A 17,251-nucleotide genomic window follows, 5' to 3' on the forward strand; every position below is an offset into this window, starting at 1 on the left:
GAATCTGCTATTCGGACATAAAACGAGTTAATTCTCACATTTTTATTTATTTGTGCAAGAATTAAAAATATTCATGTACATTTGCAAAATGAGTTATTCTTCAGCTATGAAAAAACGCTATCAGCTACTGAAAAGAGTTTCGATTATTCTGATCTTCTTTGTCCTATTTACAAAGATGCATGCGGTAGAACCCCAGTACGCTGAACCCCAAGATATTCAGAAAGCAGAAACCAATGTTGAAGTTGAAGACCATCCACAAGATTATATTGTAATCAAGATACCTTTCCAAGCCAAGTACAAACCTCTTTTTATTTGTATCATTGTTCTGGCTCTCTCTTCCATTTGTTTTTTCATCATCTATCCGCTACTTCTCTATGTCAGAGAGTCTAAAAGAAAGCGCACCGCCCAAAGGGAACTAACCAGGGAAAAGGAATTATTATCGCTATCACTCGAAAAGAGCAACATCTACGCCTGGAAATACATAGAGAAAACAAATGCTTTCATCTGTGATAAAGAATTCTTTGAGCATCTGGATATGCCTTTCCGTGCTTTCACCCTACAAGAAATGGCCGAAACGATACATCCGGAAGACAGAGTGGATGTGTTGAACACGTTTTATCATGTGAAAAACCAACCGGATTCCAAAACGCACACCCAATGCCGGTGCAACTTTAATGGTAAAGGGTATATCTGGTATGAACTCCGTTATGTCAATCCCACGGAAGCAATGGCGGAAACGGCCTCCATTATAGGCTTAATCACCAATGTGCAACACTTCAAGGACAAAGAAGAGGAACTCATGAGAGCAAAAGACCTGGCGATAGAGGCAGAACTGAAGCAATCTTTCCTCGCCAATATGAGCCATGAAATACGTACTCCACTGAATGCAATTGTGGGGTTCTCCAACTTACTTGTCAGCGAAGACGACCTCCCCGATGAAGAGAAAGCTGACTTCATCAATACGATCAATACAAATTGCGAATTGCTTCTGAAACTCATCAATGATATACTGGAACTCTCCCGTATCGAATCGGGCAACATGACTTTCTCCTATTCAACGTGTAATCTGAATAATTGGGTGGATAGTATGTATTTGACACATTCCTTATTGATACCCAAGGAAATAGAGTTCATCAAAGAAGTGCCCGATGCCGCATTCTTCATCAATACGGACGTGAACCGCCTCAGCCAGATAATGACTAACTTCCTGAATAATGCCACTAAGTTTACCAAATCAGGATACATCAAACTGGGTTATGAAATTGATTTTTCAACATACGAAGTCTCCATTTACGTAGAAGATACCGGCAAAGGTATTCCGAAAGAAGAGCAACGAATGATATTCGAACACTTCTACAAACAAGATGAATTTGTTCAAGGCACGGGTCTGGGACTTTCCATCAGCATGGTAATTGCGGAAAAACTCGGTGGGAAGATTAGTGTGGCCTCAGAGATTGGAAAAGGAAGCCGGTTCACTTTCCTCCTACCCTATCATAATGAAAGCGAGGAATTCTTTTCTGCCGGATAACTTCACAGATACCCAAAGAATGTAGTATCTTTGCACCATTATGTTGCACCGTTTTACTACTTCAATCAGCGATATTCCACTTCCGGAAAGGTTTACTTACCCTTTCTGTTATACTCCTCATCCATTGTGTGTAATGGCAGCGGAAGAGGTACAAAACTACCTCAGCAAGCAAAGCGACTGGCAAGAGGAATTAAGCCAGGGGAAAATGTTCGGAGTGCTGATAGTGCAAACCGAAGATGGAAGCATAGGTTATTTAACCGCCTTCTCGGGCATATTAGCCGGGAAGAATATACATCCGTATTTTGTACCTCCCGTGTACGATTTATTGCAACCTCAAGGCTTCTTCAAAATAGAAGAAGAAAACATATCCACTATCAACCGTCGTATCCGCCGGCTGGAAGAGGATAAGAAATATATTGACCTGTTATCAGATCTTACCCAAACCACCCAATCTGCACAAGATGCATTGTCAATTGCCAAGATACAATTGAAAGAAGCAAAAGAAAAAAGAGAATTGCTCAGAAAAACAGGTCAGCTTGATGCAAAGGAAGAAGCTGATCTGATACGAGAGAGCCAGTTCCAGAAGGCAGAATATAAGCGATTGGAACGCTCCTGGAAAGAGAAGATAGCCTTCTTGCAGGTAGAAGCAGGTAATTGGGAAAAACAAATACAGGAGCTGAAAGCAGAACGTAAAGTCCGCTCTGCCGCCTTGCAACAACAACTATTCGAACAATTCAGAATGTTGAACTACCGGGGAGAAGTGAAAACTTTATGCGACATATTCGAGCAAACCGTACATAAGACTCCTCCCGCCGGCGCGGGTGAATGTGCCGCTCCTAAATTGTTACAACAAGCTTATCTGCATCATTGGAAACCGATAGCCATGGCCGAATTCTGGTGGGGTAATTCTCCCAAAAACGAAGTACGGCATCACGGTTATTACTATCCAGCCTGTAAGGGCAAATGCGAACCAATTCTCCGGCACATGTTACAGGGATTAGAGGTAGAAGCAAATCCTATGCAACAGGAGGCGGAACGAAGTAATGAAAAATTGAATATAGTTTATGAAGACCAATGGCTATTGATTATTAATAAGCCTGCCGGAATGCTTTCAGTACCCGGAAAAGAGAGACAGACGTCCATATACGACCTAGCAAGAAAGGCTTATCCGGAAGCAGATGGTCCCATGATCGTACATCGGCTGGATATGGCTACATCGGGACTTTTAATCATTGCCAAAGATAAGAAGACGCACCAGCACTTACAGGCACAATTCAAGAATCGTAGTATCCGGAAGAAGTACATAGCCTTGCTCGATGGCATCGTCCCGGAAGATGAGGGCACTATTGAACTACCGCTTTGCCCCAATCCATTGGACCGCCCCCGGCAAATGGTAGACACACAATATGGCAAGCCTGCCATCACTTATTATCAGGTTCTCGAACGTACAGATAAATATACACGTATAGCCTTTTCTCCCCATACGGGACGTACTCACCAACTTCGCGTGCATGCGGCACATCCGTCAGGCCTGCATTGCCCCATCATAGGCGACGAGCTTTATGGAAAGAAAGACAAAAGGCTCTATCTGCATGCTGAGTCCATAGAGTTCACCCATCCCGTCAACGGGCAGCCCATGTGTATTATGGAAAAAGCAGACTTCTGATTATTGCTTTTTCAAAAAGCTCGGATAGAGGAAAAGTTGACGAGTTAACTTCCTTTCTGTATGGAAAGGAAGAATCAAAAAGCCTATATAAACCAACAAATAACTTAGGAAATGGGCTTATCCGCATAAGCAGCATGTAGATTTTAATCCCTATTTTTGCAAACGGATAAATCGATCCGATCAAGACACTATTAACTCAATTAATGATAAAGACCATGAAATTCGTAACTTTAGTATGTAGTTTGCTTTTCTGCCTGCCATCCTTTGCACAAGAGAAATTCCCCGATGGTACCCTTATTCCCGACTGGTTCAGACAGAACGAAATTGTAAATATCGAAACCCTTGGCGGTAAATATAAGATTACTGATCATGGTGTGGTGAATGACAGCACCTTACTTCAAACAGAGAAAATTCAGGCGGTTATCGACCAGGCATCATCCAAAGGTGGCGGTGTGATCATCATCCCGAAAGGTACCTATCTGAGCGGTGCACTCTTTTTCAAGCCTAAAACGCACCTTTATCTGGAAGAAGGAGCTGTTTTGAAAGGTAGCGATGATATCAGCAACTTCCCTATAATCAATACCCGCATAGAGGGGCAATCACTTAAATACTTTGCCGCACTGGTTAATGCCGACAAAGTAGATGGTTTCACCATTTCCGGTAAGGGAACCATCAATGGCAACGGACTACGCTATTGGAAATCTTTCTGGTTGCGCCGCACCGTTATTCCGAAATGCACGAATATGGATGAGTTGCGTCCGCGCCTGGTACACATTTCCAATAGCAATGATGTACAGCTTTCCGGTGTACGCCTCATCAACTCTCCTTTCTGGACGACACACATTTACAAATGTAACAATGTGAAGTTATTAGGCCTATATATTTTCTCTCCGGCTGCTCCTGTTAAGGCACCCAGCACGGATGCCATAGATATTGATGTATGCAATAATGTGTTGGTTAAGAACTGCTACCTTTCTGTAAACGATGATGCTATTGCTCTTAAAGGTGGAAAAGGCCCTTGGGCTGATAAGGATTCTAACAACGGAAGTAACACTAATATTATTATAGAAGATTGTACGTACGGCTTCTGCCATAGTGCACTGACTTGTGGTAGCGAGTCTATCCATAACCGTAATATTATTCTCCGTCGTTGTACCATCAATCAGGCAAGCCGTTTGTTGTGGTTGAAGATGCGTGCCGATACTCCCCAAAATTATGAATATATCCTTGTGGAAGATATTAAAGGAAATGCCAAAAGCTTCCTATACATCAAACCATGGACTCAGTTCTTTGACCTGAAAGATCGGAAAGATGTTCCGATGTCTTACTCGGACCATGTAACAATGCGTAATATAGACTTTGAATGTGATGTGTTTTTCAACGTAAGTGCATCCGAGCAGTACAAACTGACGAATTTCAAATTTGAGAATCTGAATGTTAAAGCGAAAGATGGTGAGTATGACAAGTCGATCATTCCGTCATCTGAATGGAATAATGTGAAGGTAAATCAATAAGGATACGCGGACTAAACGGACGAACACGGACTTCTTATTATGAATTAAGAAAGTCCGTGTTCGTCCGTTTAGTCCGCGTCGTCCGCGTATCTATTCTTCAAAGCTACGCAACAACTTTATCTCGTCTGCCCATAAACTCTCATCCGGCGTTTCAAGAATAACAGGCATATCATTAAACCGTTCATCTTTCATAAAACGCTTAAAAAAGTCTATGCCTAACAAACCTTTCCCTATGCTGTCATGGCGGTCTACATGGCTACCCAGTTCTTTTTTAGTATCATTCAGGTGGATACCCCGCAAATAGTTAAAACCAACTACTTCATCAAACTCCTGAAACACTTTATCATATTCCTTTACGATATCATATCCTGCCGAGTAAGTATGACAAGTATCTAAGCATACACCTACACGGGATTTGTCATCCACACGATCAATGATATGCTTTAGTTGCCAGAACTCATTACCAACATTACTTCCTTGTCCGGCTGTATTCTCAATAACAGCAGTCACTCCTTTCGTTTTACTCAATGTGATATTGATAGATTCTGCCACTCTATCCAGACATTTCTCTATTGAAATCTTATTCAGATGACTGCCCGGATGGAAATTCAGAAGCTTCAGACCTAATTGCTCACAACGCTGCATTTCATCCAGAAATGCGGCACGGCTTTTCTCCAGTCCTTCTTCTTCAGGATGTCCCAGATTGATTAAATAGCTATCATGAGGCAGGATATAGCGGGCATCAAAAGAGTATTTCTCACAATTGTCTTTAAATCCGAGAATACTTTCTTCGGTCAGAGGTTTGGCCACCCATTGCCGTTGATTCTTTGTAAACAAAGCAAATGCATTCGCACCTATCTCATGCGCATTAACAGGAGCTATCTCAACTCCCCCACTCGCACTTACGTGCGCTCCTATATATTTCTTCATATTCAGTTTTTCTTTAGTGAATGATTAAAAACGGAAGCAAGATAGAGAAAAATCCGAAGATGGCAAAATCAAGATATGATGACCTTGAGTTTCTATAATGCACAAGTCCCCTCCCCCGCATAATCCTTACCCGTCTTCCCATTATATTCAGGATGCCTTTCCAGCCACTTCACGGCATAGGAACAGGTTGCCACAGGTACCAGTTCATTGGCCAACGCATAATCATAAGCTGCCTTTACTAAAGCAGAGGCAATTCCCCTACCACCTATTTCACTGGGTACAATCGTGTGAAGCACATCCAAAGCACCGTCAGCTACATGATACATCAGGCGGGCAGTCTCTCCATCGACTACGGTCTGAAAAACTTTTTTCTCCGGAAAATGTTCTATATTCATAATCTGTTTCATTTATTGGGTTAATATACTATTTTAATAATAAGCCTCTCTTATATTTAATAACAGATTTCAGTAACTTTGTATCGAACAATTCTAAAAAAAATCTTATGGACAATCATCTTCTCTCACATGCCATCGCTATTGCCACCGAAGCTCACAAAGGACAAAAAGACAAATACGGACAGGAATATCTGCATCATCCCATCCGCGTAATGAATATGGGACGGAATCTGAAAGAAAGGATTGTCGGTATTCTACACGATGTTGTAGAAGATACGGAATGGACATTCGAAGACCTGGAGAAGGAAGGATTCTCTGCCGAAATCATTGAAGCCGTGCGGTGTGTCACAAAGACCTCCGATGAAGAAGATTACGAAGAATACGTCGAAAGATGTGCCTCCAATCCCATAGCCGTTGCCGTTAAGATTCACGACCTGACGGATAATATGGATGTGCGCCGCATGCCCTGCATCGGAGAAAAAGAAGTCACCAGACTCAGGAAATATCTGAAAGCCTACCATCGTCTGATGCCCCTGTATATGAATCATTGATCATTATGCATGTTTCTTTTTCATGAAATTACTACCTTTGCGGCATGAAATTGGAACTAAAAGAAAATCAAGGAGTACCCTCGTCCCTGCTTTGGACGCTGGCCATCATCTCAGGCGTAACGGTAGCCAACATATACTACAACCAACCACTACTGAACCGCATCAGTCGTGACCTGAACATCAGTGAGTTCACTGCCAACTTGATAGCCATGTGCTCGCAGATAGGATATGCCATCGGACTATTGTTCATCATTCCACTGGGCGATTTATACCGCAGAAGAAATATTATCCTCGTAAATATTTCCATTCTGGTAGTCTCACTGCTCACCATTGCTCTAGCTCCCAATATCCACCTGATACTGTTCGCTTCTCTGCTGACGGGTGCCTGTTCGGTTATACCCCAGATATTCATGCCCCTTGCAGCACAATATTCCACTCCCGAAACCAAAGGAAAGAATGTAGGCATTATCCTTTCGGGACTACTGACGGGTATTCTTGCTTCGCGTGTAGTAAGCGGCATTGTAGGCGAATACATGGGCTGGCGGTTTATCTACTTTATTGCCGCGGGATTGATGGTCGTTTGTTTGCTTATCATAATAAGGATACTTCCGGACCTTCCTTCCAATTACCAGGGAAGTTATACCGGACTGATGAAATCCTTGTTTTCCATCGTTAAGAAGTATCCCCAACTCCGCATAGCTTCGTTGCGTGCAGGTTTCTCTTTCGGATCGTTCCTTGCCATGTGGAGCTGTCTGGCTTTCAAGATGGAACAGGCGCCTTTCTTTGCGGGAAACAATATCATAGGAATGTTGGGACTTTGCGGCATAGCCGGGGCACTGACCGCTACTTCCATCGGAAGACTCATCAATACGGTCGGGGTGAAACGGCTTACTTATATAGGATGTTCGCTGATAATCAGCGCATGGATAGTGCTCTATGCGGGACAATATAGTTATGCAGGTATCATAGCCGGTATTCTGTTGATAGATATAGGTATGCAATGCATCCAGCTCAGCAATCAGACCAGTGCGTTTGCCCTTTGTCCGCAGGCATCCAATCGCATCAATACTATTTTCATGACTACCTATTTCATTGGCGGTTCCACCGGAACTTTCCTTGCCGGAACCTTCTGGCAATGGTTCGGCTGGACGGGAGTGGTGGGAACAGGTATCTTGCTGACAAGCTGCTCGCTGCTCATCAATATATTCGCTAAGAAATAACCTCCTTCAGTATTTCCCAACCGGATGCCTTGATATCTACGCATCCGTTCTTCTTAAAGACGGTACCCTCTTTTTCCAGCAACTCCCGTTGTTCGGGCCAGAAAGGGGCCAGTCGTCCCTGACTATTCACTACCCGGTGGCAAGGCAGATTTTGTCCCTCAGGTGCGTTATGCATGGCCTGCCCCACCATACGTGAACACTGGGGCTTACCTATAAGATAAGCAATCTGTCCATACGTCAACACACGTCCCGGAGGGATAGAGGCGACAACGCTATATACTTCTTCTCCAAAGGATGTTTTATCCATAACCTATATTACTTTGCAATACAATACTTATCAGTCGGAAACAGGATGCCTATAATGAAGATTTTCTCAACATAAAGAGAAAGTATTCTCAATACGATGAGAAGAACTTCTCAATGCGATGAGAATAAATACTCATCACGGTGAGAAAAGATTCTCAATATAGCGAGAATAATCGAGAACCATAATCTACTGATATTGAGCACATAGCCTTCTTACATAGGTTGACTACTTTTAATCTTATCCACCCCCCCAATGAATTGACTTGGAAAACTCGCTCTCACTAAAAAGCATAGACCATTATCGGGCAACCATAAATTCCTGTACGAAAGAACAGAAATTAATTATAAGTAGCAAATTTCGGAATAATGTTTTTCATCTTGGTAGCAGAATTTGTCTTTCTCATATCAATTGCCTACCTTTGAGGTGATTCAAGAACAATTAAATCTATACGAATGGTAAACATCGTCCCTATTTTAAAGAACAAAAAGGAGTTCCTCGAACTACTGCTACTTGCCGACGAACAAGAGTCCATGATAGATCTCTACCTGGAACGGGGAGAAATGTACGCTCTCTACGACGGCGACTTAAAGGCGGCGTGTGTGATAACAGATGAAGGAAACGGAGTCTATGAAATCAAGAACATCGCCACTTATCCCCACTACCAACGAAAAGGATATGGAAAACGGCTGATAGAATTTCTATTGGAGCACTACAAAGATCGTTATCATACGCTATTGGTAGGTACGGCAGAAGATACGTACACAGAGGATTTCTACAAACAATGCGGATTTACCTACTCGCACCGCATACCCAACTTTTTTACTGACAACTACGATCATCCCATGTATGAAGATGGAAAGCTTCTGAAAGATATGGTTTATCTCAAAATTAGCAAGAATGGATAAAAGTATGGCATTCATCACACTGACCCCTGAGAACGTAATGAGCGAACACCTATGTTGCGCCATTGCAGACAAAAAACACCAGACCGGCGTAAACGATAAACGCAACTGGCTGGCAGAGCGTATCAAAGAAGGACATGTCTTCCGCAAACTGGATGCGCAAGGAAAAGTGTTCATCGAGTATGCCCCGTTGGAAAAAGCTTGGGTTCCCGTAACTGGTGATAATTATTTCTATATCTATTGCCTGTGGGTATCCGGCAGTTACAAAGGAAAGGGATACGGAAAGGAATTGTTACAATCGTGCATCGACGACGCAAAAGCGCAAGGGAAATCCGGTATCTGCCTCCTTTCTTCCAAAAAGAAGAAACCTTTCTTATCAGAAAAGAAGTTCATGTTGAAATATGGCTTCAAAGTAGTGGATACCATCAATGACGAATATGAATTATTAGCTCTTTCCTTTGACGCCACCCAACCGCAATTCACATCAAACGTGCGGAAACAGAGCATTGAAGGCAAAGAACTGACCATCTATTACGGTGTGCAATGTCCCTATATTCCCAATTGTATCGAACAGATATACAATTATTGCGAGAACAATCAAATACCTCTCCGGTTGGTAGAGATAGATACTTTGGAGAAAGCTAAACAACTGCCTTGCATCTTTAATAATTGGGCTGTATTCTATAACGGAAAGTTCGAAACAGTGCACCTGTTGAATGAAGGTTTACTGAAAAAATTGCTGCTACGATAATTAAGGAAAGAACAAAAACAGTATCTTTGCATTATATGTATAATAAAAACAAACAATATGGAAAAACTGAATCAATATCATCGCCAAGCCATAGCGAAGAAAATGAAATCCATTGCTTATTGGAGGAAGCATCCAATGTCGCGCGAGGAGTGCTTGAATCAATTCAAGCAATTGCGGGAACAACGGTCGTTAAGGGAGTCCAGATTGCAAACCTCGAAAGATTCGCAAGAGACAGAGGGTATTGGATAGAAGATATTAATACAATAGGAATATTTTCTGATAGAGGATCTGAAAATGAAGTATATCTATCAATAGAGAATAACACTACTGTTTACAAATTAAATGATTTTCGCTACTCAGATGACAATCTCTCTCAGTTTTTTGAGCGTATAAGGATTCACAACATTTATTTTCCAGATTGTTCTTATAAGCTAATAGGTTTTGCATATAATAAAGCCGAAAAAGTTTGTGCCGTACTTTCACAACCATTTATTGTAGCTATGCGTGAAGCTACTGAACCCGAAATAGAAGAAGAGCTTAATAAAATGGGATTCAGTTCTGAATTAGATGGTGAATTTTTCTCAAATGGCAATTATGATATATTCGATGCTCTTCCTAATAATGTATTAGTAGGAAATGACGGGCATCTTTATTTTATCGATACAATCATTTATAAAAGTCAGGATAATGGCTTTGAAAAATATAAAAGCTTATCTCCCAGATATAATCAATAAATTAATATTATTAAAACAAAATTATTATGGAAATGAAATTTTGCCAAAGTTGCGGAATGCCGCTCACATCCGATGAAGTATGCGGAACAAATGCTGACGGTAGCCTCAGCGCAGATTATTGTACTTACTGCTATCAGCAAGGTAAATTCGCGCAAGACTGCACCATGGATGAAATGATAGAACATTGTGCCCAGTTTGTAGAAGAATTCAATAAAGACTCGGAACAGAAGGTAACTAAAGAAGAAGCTATTGCGATGATGAAGCAAGAGTTTCCGAAATTGAAACGCTGGCAAGCATAAATAATGTCCCGCATCGAACAGGAAAAACAAACCGTGGAACAAATGATCCGCCTCTACTGCCGGAAGAAAGAGGGGAACGAAACTTTGTGCCCGCAATGCAGGGAAGTGTTGGAATATGCACATGCACGGTTGTCACGTTGTCCATTCGGAGAAAAGAAAGGTACTTGCCGACTCTGTACCATACATTGTTACAAACCGGAGATGCGGGAACAGATGAGAGAAATCATGAGATGGGCAGGGCCAAGAATGTTATTGTATCATCCGGTAGCGGCTATTCGGCATTTGTGGCAGGAATATATCAGGAAGAAATAAAGAATACATCACAAATTACACGGATATTCACAGATTTAATAATGAAGCTTCAGTAAAGCTCTTCTTCTTAATCTGTGAATATCCGTGTAATTTATAATGAAAGAATTTTAATTGAAATAATACAAGAATACTGCAATTCCATCAAGTGCCTTCTTCGGTTGGTCTTTTATCTCAATCGTAAATTTAATCTCAGCCTTTGCCACACCGCGCAAGTTTGTCAATGAGTGCAGTTTAGCAACCAAACGAATACTTTGTCCCGACAATACCGCCTGACCGAACTTCATCTGATCCATACCATAATTAACCATCATCTTCAGGTTGTTCACCTCAATAATTTGGTTCCACAAATACGGCAACATAGACAAAGTAAGATAGCCATGCGCAATAGTAGTCTTGAAATGGCTCTCTGTTTTAGCACGTTCCGTATCTACATGTATCCACTGATGATCCAACGTAGCATCAGCAAACAGATTGATACGTTCCTGCGAAAGTTCCACATAATCGGAAACACCAATTTGCTGGCCTACCAGCTTTTCAAAATCCTCATACGAGTTGATAATTACTTTTTCCATTATTCTCTTTTTATATTTAATAGTTTCTACGGTTGATAATCCTAACCATAATCATTATGATAAATCATTGACCGATACCGGCGGCTTCACTTGTTACTACACATACTTTATTCATACGCTCTTTATTTTAAGTATGATGAACAAAACCCCGATAACGAAGGTTATTATTCGATTCATGGTTGTTTACTTTTAAATCGTGAAAACAGGTAACAAATATACTCCATATTCCAGCAAGTTACAAAAAGTCAAGTACCCTTTTTCTCATTCGGAAAGGTTTTCTTACTTTTGTAACAAACATTGTGACACATGAAACTGAAAGATAAATTCACAGAACTGATGCATAATCAGGCTTTGAAACGAAAACTATATGTCATCATATTCGAAGCTGACACACCGGCCGGGAAGCTATTCGACGTTACCCTGATCTGGTGCATATTGCTTAGCGTGGGACTTGTGATCCTGGAAAGCCTGCAAGGATTGCCGGTATGGCTGAAAACTCCATTCATTGTTATGGAGTATTTACTGACCGCTTTCTTTACTTTCGAATATATCACCCGGTTGTATTGTTCGCCCAAACCTTCCAAATACGCTTTCAGTGCTTTCGGCATCATCGACTTGCTGGCAACGCTGCCGCTTTATCTCGCTTTCCTGTTTCCCGGGGCACGCTATCTGCTTGTTATACGGGCATTCCGCCTGATACGGGTATTCCGCGTCTTCAAGTTATTCAACTTCTGGATAGAAGGACAAATGCTACTGACAGCACTACGAGACAGTAGCAAGAAAATCGCAGTTTTCTTTATGTTTGTGGTTATTCTGGTGATATCTATCGGAACACTGATGTACATGATTGAAGGAGGAAAGCCTAACACGCAGTTCAGCAATATTCCCAACAGTATTTATTGGGCCTGCGTCACGCTTACCACGGTAGGTTACGGAGATATAACTCCTGTCACCGCCCTGGGGAAATTCCTTTCGGGTTGTGTCATGCTGATAGGTTACACTATTATTGCAGTACCCACCGGCATAGTTTCCGTATCGCTGATGAAAAGACATGAAAAGAATGTAGCAAGAGAGTGCCCCAACTGTCACAGGCGAGGACACGAAGAAAGTGCACAGTTCTGTAAGTATTGCGGATCATCACTTGATAAAGCCCCTAAAGAATAGAAAGACTTTCATACTAAATCATATTGGCAAATAATAACGCATAGAAATATATAAAATGGAACAAAGTTTTGTTACTCAAAGAGAATTTACCCTACGTCCCCGTGCACGTGGTTTTCACTTGATAACGGATGAAATAATCCGTAACCTGCCGCGTCTGCCGCAAGCCGGAATCTTACATCTGTTCATCAAGCATACCAGCGCCGGGCTTAGCATCAATGAAAATGCTGATCCGGATGTCCAGACTGACATGGAAGCCATCTTCAACCACCTGGTGAAAGAACGGGAACCTTACTATATGCATACCTGTGAAGGAGATGACGACATGCCCGCCCATGCCAAATCGACCCTGACAGGTAATAGTCTCAGCATACCTATCACTGATGGTAGACTGAATATGGGTATCTGGCAAGGTATATACCTCTGTGAATTCCGCAATCGTGGCGGTGGAAGAAAAATAGTAGCAACCGTCATCGGGCAATAGAATATATGAAAACAAACAATCTTCCTACAAATATCTTCGTCGCCACGGAGAAAGATTATCCCGAACTCTCTGAACTTTGGGAAGCATCCGTACGCAGTACGCATCACTTTCTGAGTGAAGAAGATATTCAATACTACAAACCTCTGGTACAGGACGTTTATTTCCCCGCAGTGCAACTCTATATTATAAAGAATAAAGACAACCGCATCAGTGGTTTTCTGGGACTAAGCGACGATTTAATAGAAATGCTGTTTATCCACCCCGACGAACAGGGAAAAGGATATGGCAAGACATTATTAGAGTTTGCCGTAAACGAACGAGGTTTCCGCAAAGTGGATGTCAACGGACAAAACGAACAGGCTTTCCGCTTCTACCGTAACAGGGGCTTTGAAGTAATAAGCCGGGATGAAACAGATGCGCAAGGCAAGCCCTTTCCCATCCTGCACATGCAATTAACAAACTACTAACATAGAAAGCATGAAACGAGCCATTATTATAGGAGCCACCTCCGGCATAGGAGAAGAAGTTGCCAAACTGCTAATTCAGCAAGGTTGGCACATCGGTATTGCCGGAAGACGGGAAGAAGCATTGGAGAAACTGCAAGCCACCGCCCCCGGGCAAATAGTAATCCAACGTCTGGACGTAACAGATGCGGATGCCCCCACCCTGCTGGAAACACTTATCCGGAAGTTAGGTGGCATGGATTTGTTCTTCCTCAGCTCCGGCATAGGTAGCCAGAACCCGGAACTGAAGCCTGAAATAGAACTAAATACCGCCCGTACCAACGTAGAAGGATTCACCCGCATGGTGACCGCCGCCTTCAATCACTTCAAAACCCAAGGAGGTGGGCACATCGCTGTCATCAGTTCCATTGCAGGCACCAAAGGATTGGGCATCGCCCCGGCCTATTCTGCGACAAAACGTTTCCAGAATACCTACATCGAAGCCTTGGCACAACTCTCCCGGATGCAACACTTGAATATCCATTTCACAGACATACGCCCGGGGTTCGTCGCTACCGACTTACTGAAAAGTGGTAAGTTCCCCATGCTGATGCAAGCCAATCAGGTAGCGAAGAGTATCGTCCGTGCCCTGAACCGGAAAAAACGGGTTATTGTGATTGACGGCAGATACCGTGTAGTTGTCTTTTTCTGGCGAATGATCCCGCGGTGGTTATGGGAAAGATTGCCTATAAAGAACTAAGATTCGTTGTAAAGACAACATAGTTCTTGCCTCATTCCCGTAAATATTGTATATTCGACCTCGAACCAAACAAACTTTTGAAAATGAAAAAAAACTCAATACATATCCTGATAGTTACCTCAGTTGCTCTATGCACCGGTGCCACACTTCCATTTCTGTTTGGACACAGCACGATAGACCCTGAACAGCAATCCGTTAAATCCGAAGTTCCTTATTGTGTCACCTCCCCTTCCGTACCGGATAAAATCACCTTTGCCGGACAGGAAATTGATCTGACACGCTACGATCATCGTGAGCGTATGGACCGCGAACAAATGTCGTTCACCTATATGCACTCCACCACCATGCTCACCATCAAGCGTGCGAATCGCTTCTTTCCCATCATAGAACCCATATTGAAGGAAAACGGTGTACCCGATGATTTCAAATACCTCGCCGTAATAGAGAGCAACCTCAATACCCTTGCCCGTAGTCCGGCAGGAGCAGCCGGAATGTGGCAGTTCATGCAAACTACCGGACGCGAATTCGGTCTTGAAGTAAACCCCAATATCGACGAACGTTATCACGTGGAGAAAGCCACCCGTGCCGCGTGCAAGTATCTGAAAGATGCCTACCAAAGATATGGTAACTGGCTTTGCGTAGCCGCTGCTTACAATGGTGGACAAGGCCGCATCTCCTCTGAACTGAAAAAACAGCTCGTAGATCAAGCCGTAGATCTTTGGCTTGTAGAAGAAACTTCCCGTTACATGTTCCGCCTGCTTGCTGCCAAAGCTATCATCAGTAATCCGCAGCGCTATGGCTTTTTGCTGAAACGGGAACATCTTTACCCGGCCATCCCCTATACAGAGGTCAATGTAACAACGAGTATCGACAATCTGGCACAATTTGCCAAGAGTAAAGGCATTACCTACGCCCAACTGAAGGATGCCAACCCATGGCTGCGCGATAGTTCGTTACAAAACAAAAGCGGACGTACATACGTTCTTAAAATACCGACACAGGCGGGAATGCACTATGATCCGAAGAAGACGGTGCCGCATAATAGGGCATGGGTTATAAATTAAGTACTTTTCTTTTGTCTTGAGACAAAAGAAAAGATACCAAAAGAAAAACTCAAGGCTGCACTTCCGGGGCTACTCCGACACTGCCATTGCCGGAGTAGCTTCGGAGACGTAGCCGGTGCCTCTTTCTTTTTGGTATCTTTTTCTTTCGGGGCAAGCCGAAAGAAAAAGTACAGTAACTTAAAACACAGAAAGGAGCCAATATGACATTAGATTTCGATTTCGTACTCAGACTATTAGTAGCCGGCATCTTAGGTGCCATCATCGGCCTGGACAGGGAATACCGTGCCAAAGAAGCAGGATACCGTACTCACTTTTTAGTATCGCTGGGCAGTGCCCTCATCATGATTGTTTCCCAATATGGCTTTCAGGACATTATCAAAGAAAACAGCGTCTCGCTGGACCCGAGCCGTGTAGCAGCCCAGGTAGTCAGCGGTATCGGTTTTATCGGTGCCGGTACCATCATATTACAAAAACAAATTGTCAGAGGACTGACTACTGCTGCCGGAATATGGGCTACAGCAGGCATCGGTCTGGCGGTTGGAGCCGGAATGTATGTAATAAGTATAGCTGCTACCCTGCTCACTCTGGCAGGATTGGAATTGCTCAGCATCCTTTTTAAAAGTGTAGGGATGAAAAGCTCTATGATAACGTTCTCTACTGGAAATAAGGATATCCTTAAGGAAGTTTCCGATCGCTTTAAATCCCGAAATTATATGTTAGTCTCCTACAAAATGGAAAGATTAGGTTCCGGAGATACAGAAAGGTATATAGTGACTATGGTTATCAAATCCAAGCGGAGTAATGACGAAGGGCACATGCTGTCACTGATGCAGGAATGGCCGGATGTGACAGTAGAACAGATAGAATAATCTTATTACTGCTTCTCTGTCATGTGTTTCCAGTAACGTACAGGCATATCTTGTTTATGCTTCCGCGGATTCAGCCGTTCTTTGATGCAGATGGCTTTAAAGTATGTCTTCCAGAGTTGCTGAAAGAGTTTCTCGTCTTTATCCATCAGGCTTTCATCCAGCATACCTGTGACCAGATGTCCCTCGCGTGAACCTTCGTCAAAGGTGACCTGACGTACTTCTTTCAAATCATAATAGAAGCCATACGCCCGTTTTATGTCGTATATCAGCCAGGGCTGATCGGCAAAACGATCCTTAAAATGATCGATAGCCAGTGGCAGAGCATTCTTTTCCGGTTCTACCGCAGCAAAGAAGGTGCCGTCGGCAGCTTTCTGAAAACGGATAAACTGGAGCATACGAAGACGTTCCCAATCCACCCGCTTCCACATACGCGAGAATTCCAGCACATCCGGATCGGCAAAATTGGTTTCAATGGAACGGGGAGCATCAATCGCCTTACAGATATAGCGGAACAAAAGTATCGGAGTTTCCTGTTCCTCAGCCAGCCAACATTGGGCGAGGCAAGACAAAGCATCGGAAGAAAGTTTCTTTTGCAAACCACGCCATACCCGCTTTGCCTTTTCTTCTTCGGTGATTACCGTGAAGACTTCATCATGAAATAAAGGCAATGGCTCTCCTTCCGGAAACAATGCATCAGGAAAAACACGACGAGAATAAGCTTCAAAAACAGAAGTCAGCAAGCCCTCGAAAGTATTATCAAAAACAAATATATTCATGGAAAGGAACTCT

At 42.8% G+C, this 17,251-nt stretch carries 21 protein-coding genes; 16 read left to right on the plus strand and 5 right to left on the minus strand.

The features are described 5' to 3' along the window. Positions 1 to 106 precede the first annotated feature (106 nt). From DW036_RS20245 to DW036_RS20255, 3 genes are all read left to right on the plus strand, one after another. On the plus strand, positions 107 to 1,528 hold the full coding sequence (locus tag DW036_RS20245) for a HAMP domain-containing sensor histidine kinase (protein ID WP_118466004.1): 1,422 nt from the start codon (positions 107 to 109) through the stop codon (positions 1,526 to 1,528). A gap of 40 nt (positions 1,529 to 1,568) precedes the next feature. After that, positions 1,569 to 3,194 (plus strand): RluA family pseudouridine synthase, encoded by a 1,626-nt coding sequence (locus DW036_RS20250; RefSeq protein ID WP_118465981.1) that lies wholly within the window; start codon positions 1,569 to 1,571, stop codon positions 3,192 to 3,194. Positions 3,195 to 3,409: 215 nt separating this feature from the next. Then, on the plus strand, positions 3,410 to 4,708 hold the full coding sequence (locus DW036_RS20255; RefSeq protein ID WP_118465982.1) for a glycoside hydrolase family 28 protein: 1,299 nt from the start codon (positions 3,410 to 3,412) through the stop codon (positions 4,706 to 4,708). Positions 4,709 to 4,798: 90 nt separating this feature from the next. Here DW036_RS20255 and nfo read toward each other — a convergent pair whose 3' ends face one another. After that, on the minus strand, positions 4,799 to 5,638 hold the full coding sequence (gene nfo, locus DW036_RS20260) for a deoxyribonuclease IV (protein ID WP_118465983.1): 840 nt from the start codon (positions 5,636 to 5,638) through the stop codon (positions 4,799 to 4,801). A 92-nt stretch (positions 5,639 to 5,730) separates the two neighbouring features. Next, on the minus strand, positions 5,731 to 6,033 hold the full coding sequence (locus DW036_RS20265) for a GNAT family N-acetyltransferase (RefSeq protein ID WP_118465984.1): 303 nt from the start codon (positions 6,031 to 6,033) through the stop codon (positions 5,731 to 5,733). Between the two features lie 107 nt (positions 6,034 to 6,140). On the opposite strand from DW036_RS20265, the gene DW036_RS20270 reads away from it, so the two are divergent. Both DW036_RS20270 and DW036_RS20275 read left to right on the plus strand, forming a co-directional pair. Continuing rightward, positions 6,141 to 6,584, plus strand: a complete 444-nt coding sequence (locus tag DW036_RS20270; RefSeq protein ID WP_007215757.1) for an HD domain-containing protein — start codon at positions 6,141 to 6,143, stop codon at positions 6,582 to 6,584. A gap of 44 nt (positions 6,585 to 6,628) precedes the next feature. Then, positions 6,629 to 7,804, plus strand: coding sequence for an MFS transporter (locus DW036_RS20275; RefSeq protein WP_118465985.1), 1,176 nt, complete (start codon positions 6,629 to 6,631; stop codon positions 7,802 to 7,804). On the opposite strand, the gene DW036_RS20280 is transcribed toward DW036_RS20275, so the two are convergent. Beyond that, positions 7,794 to 8,111 carry an MGMT family protein gene (locus DW036_RS20280; RefSeq protein ID WP_007215755.1) on the minus strand — a complete coding sequence of 106 codons (318 nt, stop codon included), beginning with the start codon at positions 8,109 to 8,111 and terminating at the stop codon, positions 7,794 to 7,796. The two genes, DW036_RS20275 and DW036_RS20280, sit on opposite strands and share 11 nt — an antisense overlap. Positions 8,112 to 8,563: 452 nt before the next feature. Here DW036_RS20280 and DW036_RS20285 point away from each other — a divergent pair, with 452 nt between their 5' ends. Genes DW036_RS20285 through DW036_RS20305 form a run of 5 tightly spaced genes read left to right on the plus strand, consistent with a single transcriptional unit; the run spans position 8,564 to position 11,109 of the window. Continuing rightward, positions 8,564 to 9,016 (plus strand): GNAT family N-acetyltransferase, encoded by a 453-nt coding sequence (locus DW036_RS20285; protein ID WP_118420854.1) that lies wholly within the window; start codon positions 8,564 to 8,566, stop codon positions 9,014 to 9,016. A gap of 4 nt (positions 9,017 to 9,020) precedes the next feature. Beyond that, positions 9,021 to 9,764 (plus strand): GNAT family N-acetyltransferase, encoded by a 744-nt coding sequence (locus tag DW036_RS20290; RefSeq protein WP_118421005.1) that lies wholly within the window; start codon positions 9,021 to 9,023, stop codon positions 9,762 to 9,764. A 35-nt stretch (positions 9,765 to 9,799) separates the two neighbouring features. Further along, on the plus strand, positions 9,800 to 10,498 hold the full coding sequence (locus DW036_RS20295) for a hypothetical protein (protein WP_118465986.1): 699 nt from the start codon (positions 9,800 to 9,802) through the stop codon (positions 10,496 to 10,498). Between the two features lie 26 nt (positions 10,499 to 10,524). After that, positions 10,525 to 10,797 carry a zinc ribbon domain-containing protein gene (locus tag DW036_RS20300; RefSeq protein WP_007213086.1) on the plus strand — a complete coding sequence of 91 codons (273 nt, stop codon included), beginning with the start codon at positions 10,525 to 10,527 and terminating at the stop codon, positions 10,795 to 10,797. Positions 10,798 to 10,800: 3 nt separating this feature from the next. Continuing rightward, positions 10,801 to 11,109 (plus strand): nitrous oxide-stimulated promoter family protein, encoded by a 309-nt coding sequence (locus DW036_RS20305; RefSeq protein ID WP_118465987.1) that lies wholly within the window; start codon positions 10,801 to 10,803, stop codon positions 11,107 to 11,109. 107 nt (positions 11,110 to 11,216) lie between these two features. Here the strand turns inward: DW036_RS20305 and DW036_RS20310 are convergent, their stop codons facing one another. Beyond that, entirely contained in the window at positions 11,217 to 11,681 is a 465-nt protein-coding gene (locus tag DW036_RS20310; RefSeq protein ID WP_007213084.1) for a MaoC family dehydratase, read from the minus strand. A gap of 306 nt (positions 11,682 to 11,987) precedes the next feature. Between DW036_RS20310 and DW036_RS20315 the strand changes: the two genes are divergently transcribed. From DW036_RS20315 to DW036_RS20340, 6 genes are all read left to right on the plus strand, one after another. Continuing rightward, positions 11,988 to 12,845 (plus strand): ion transporter, encoded by an 858-nt coding sequence (locus tag DW036_RS20315; RefSeq protein ID WP_118465988.1) that lies wholly within the window; start codon positions 11,988 to 11,990, stop codon positions 12,843 to 12,845. Between the two features lie 55 nt (positions 12,846 to 12,900). Continuing rightward, on the plus strand, positions 12,901 to 13,326 hold the full coding sequence (locus DW036_RS20320; RefSeq protein WP_022209092.1) for a secondary thiamine-phosphate synthase enzyme YjbQ: 426 nt from the start codon (positions 12,901 to 12,903) through the stop codon (positions 13,324 to 13,326). Between the two features lie 5 nt (positions 13,327 to 13,331). Further along, on the plus strand, positions 13,332 to 13,793 hold the full coding sequence (locus DW036_RS20325) for a GNAT family N-acetyltransferase (RefSeq protein ID WP_118465989.1): 462 nt from the start codon (positions 13,332 to 13,334) through the stop codon (positions 13,791 to 13,793). Between the two features lie 10 nt (positions 13,794 to 13,803). Further along, positions 13,804 to 14,529: an SDR family oxidoreductase gene (locus DW036_RS20330; protein WP_118465990.1), complete on the plus strand. Its 726-nt coding sequence runs from the start codon at positions 13,804 to 13,806 to the stop codon at positions 14,527 to 14,529. 83 nt (positions 14,530 to 14,612) lie between these two features. Beyond that, the gene (locus DW036_RS20335) at positions 14,613 to 15,593 is read left to right on the plus strand and encodes a lytic transglycosylase domain-containing protein (RefSeq protein ID WP_118466005.1); all 981 of its coding nucleotides are present in this window, start codon (positions 14,613 to 14,615) and stop codon (positions 15,591 to 15,593) included. A 200-nt stretch (positions 15,594 to 15,793) separates the two neighbouring features. Then, positions 15,794 to 16,462 (plus strand): MgtC/SapB family protein, encoded by a 669-nt coding sequence (locus DW036_RS20340; RefSeq protein WP_061437635.1) that lies wholly within the window; start codon positions 15,794 to 15,796, stop codon positions 16,460 to 16,462. Between the two features lie 5 nt (positions 16,463 to 16,467). Here DW036_RS20340 and DW036_RS20345 read toward each other — a convergent pair whose 3' ends face one another. Then, positions 16,468 to 17,238 carry a TIGR03915 family putative DNA repair protein gene (locus DW036_RS20345; RefSeq protein WP_118465991.1) on the minus strand — a complete coding sequence of 257 codons (771 nt, stop codon included), beginning with the start codon at positions 17,236 to 17,238 and terminating at the stop codon, positions 16,468 to 16,470. Positions 17,239 to 17,251: the final 13 nt, after the last annotated feature.

Origin of the sequence: Bacteroides sp. AF39-11AC (genome assembly GCF_003474285.1) — a bacterium.
GTDB lineage: Bacteria > Bacteroidota > Bacteroidia > Bacteroidales > Bacteroidaceae > Bacteroides.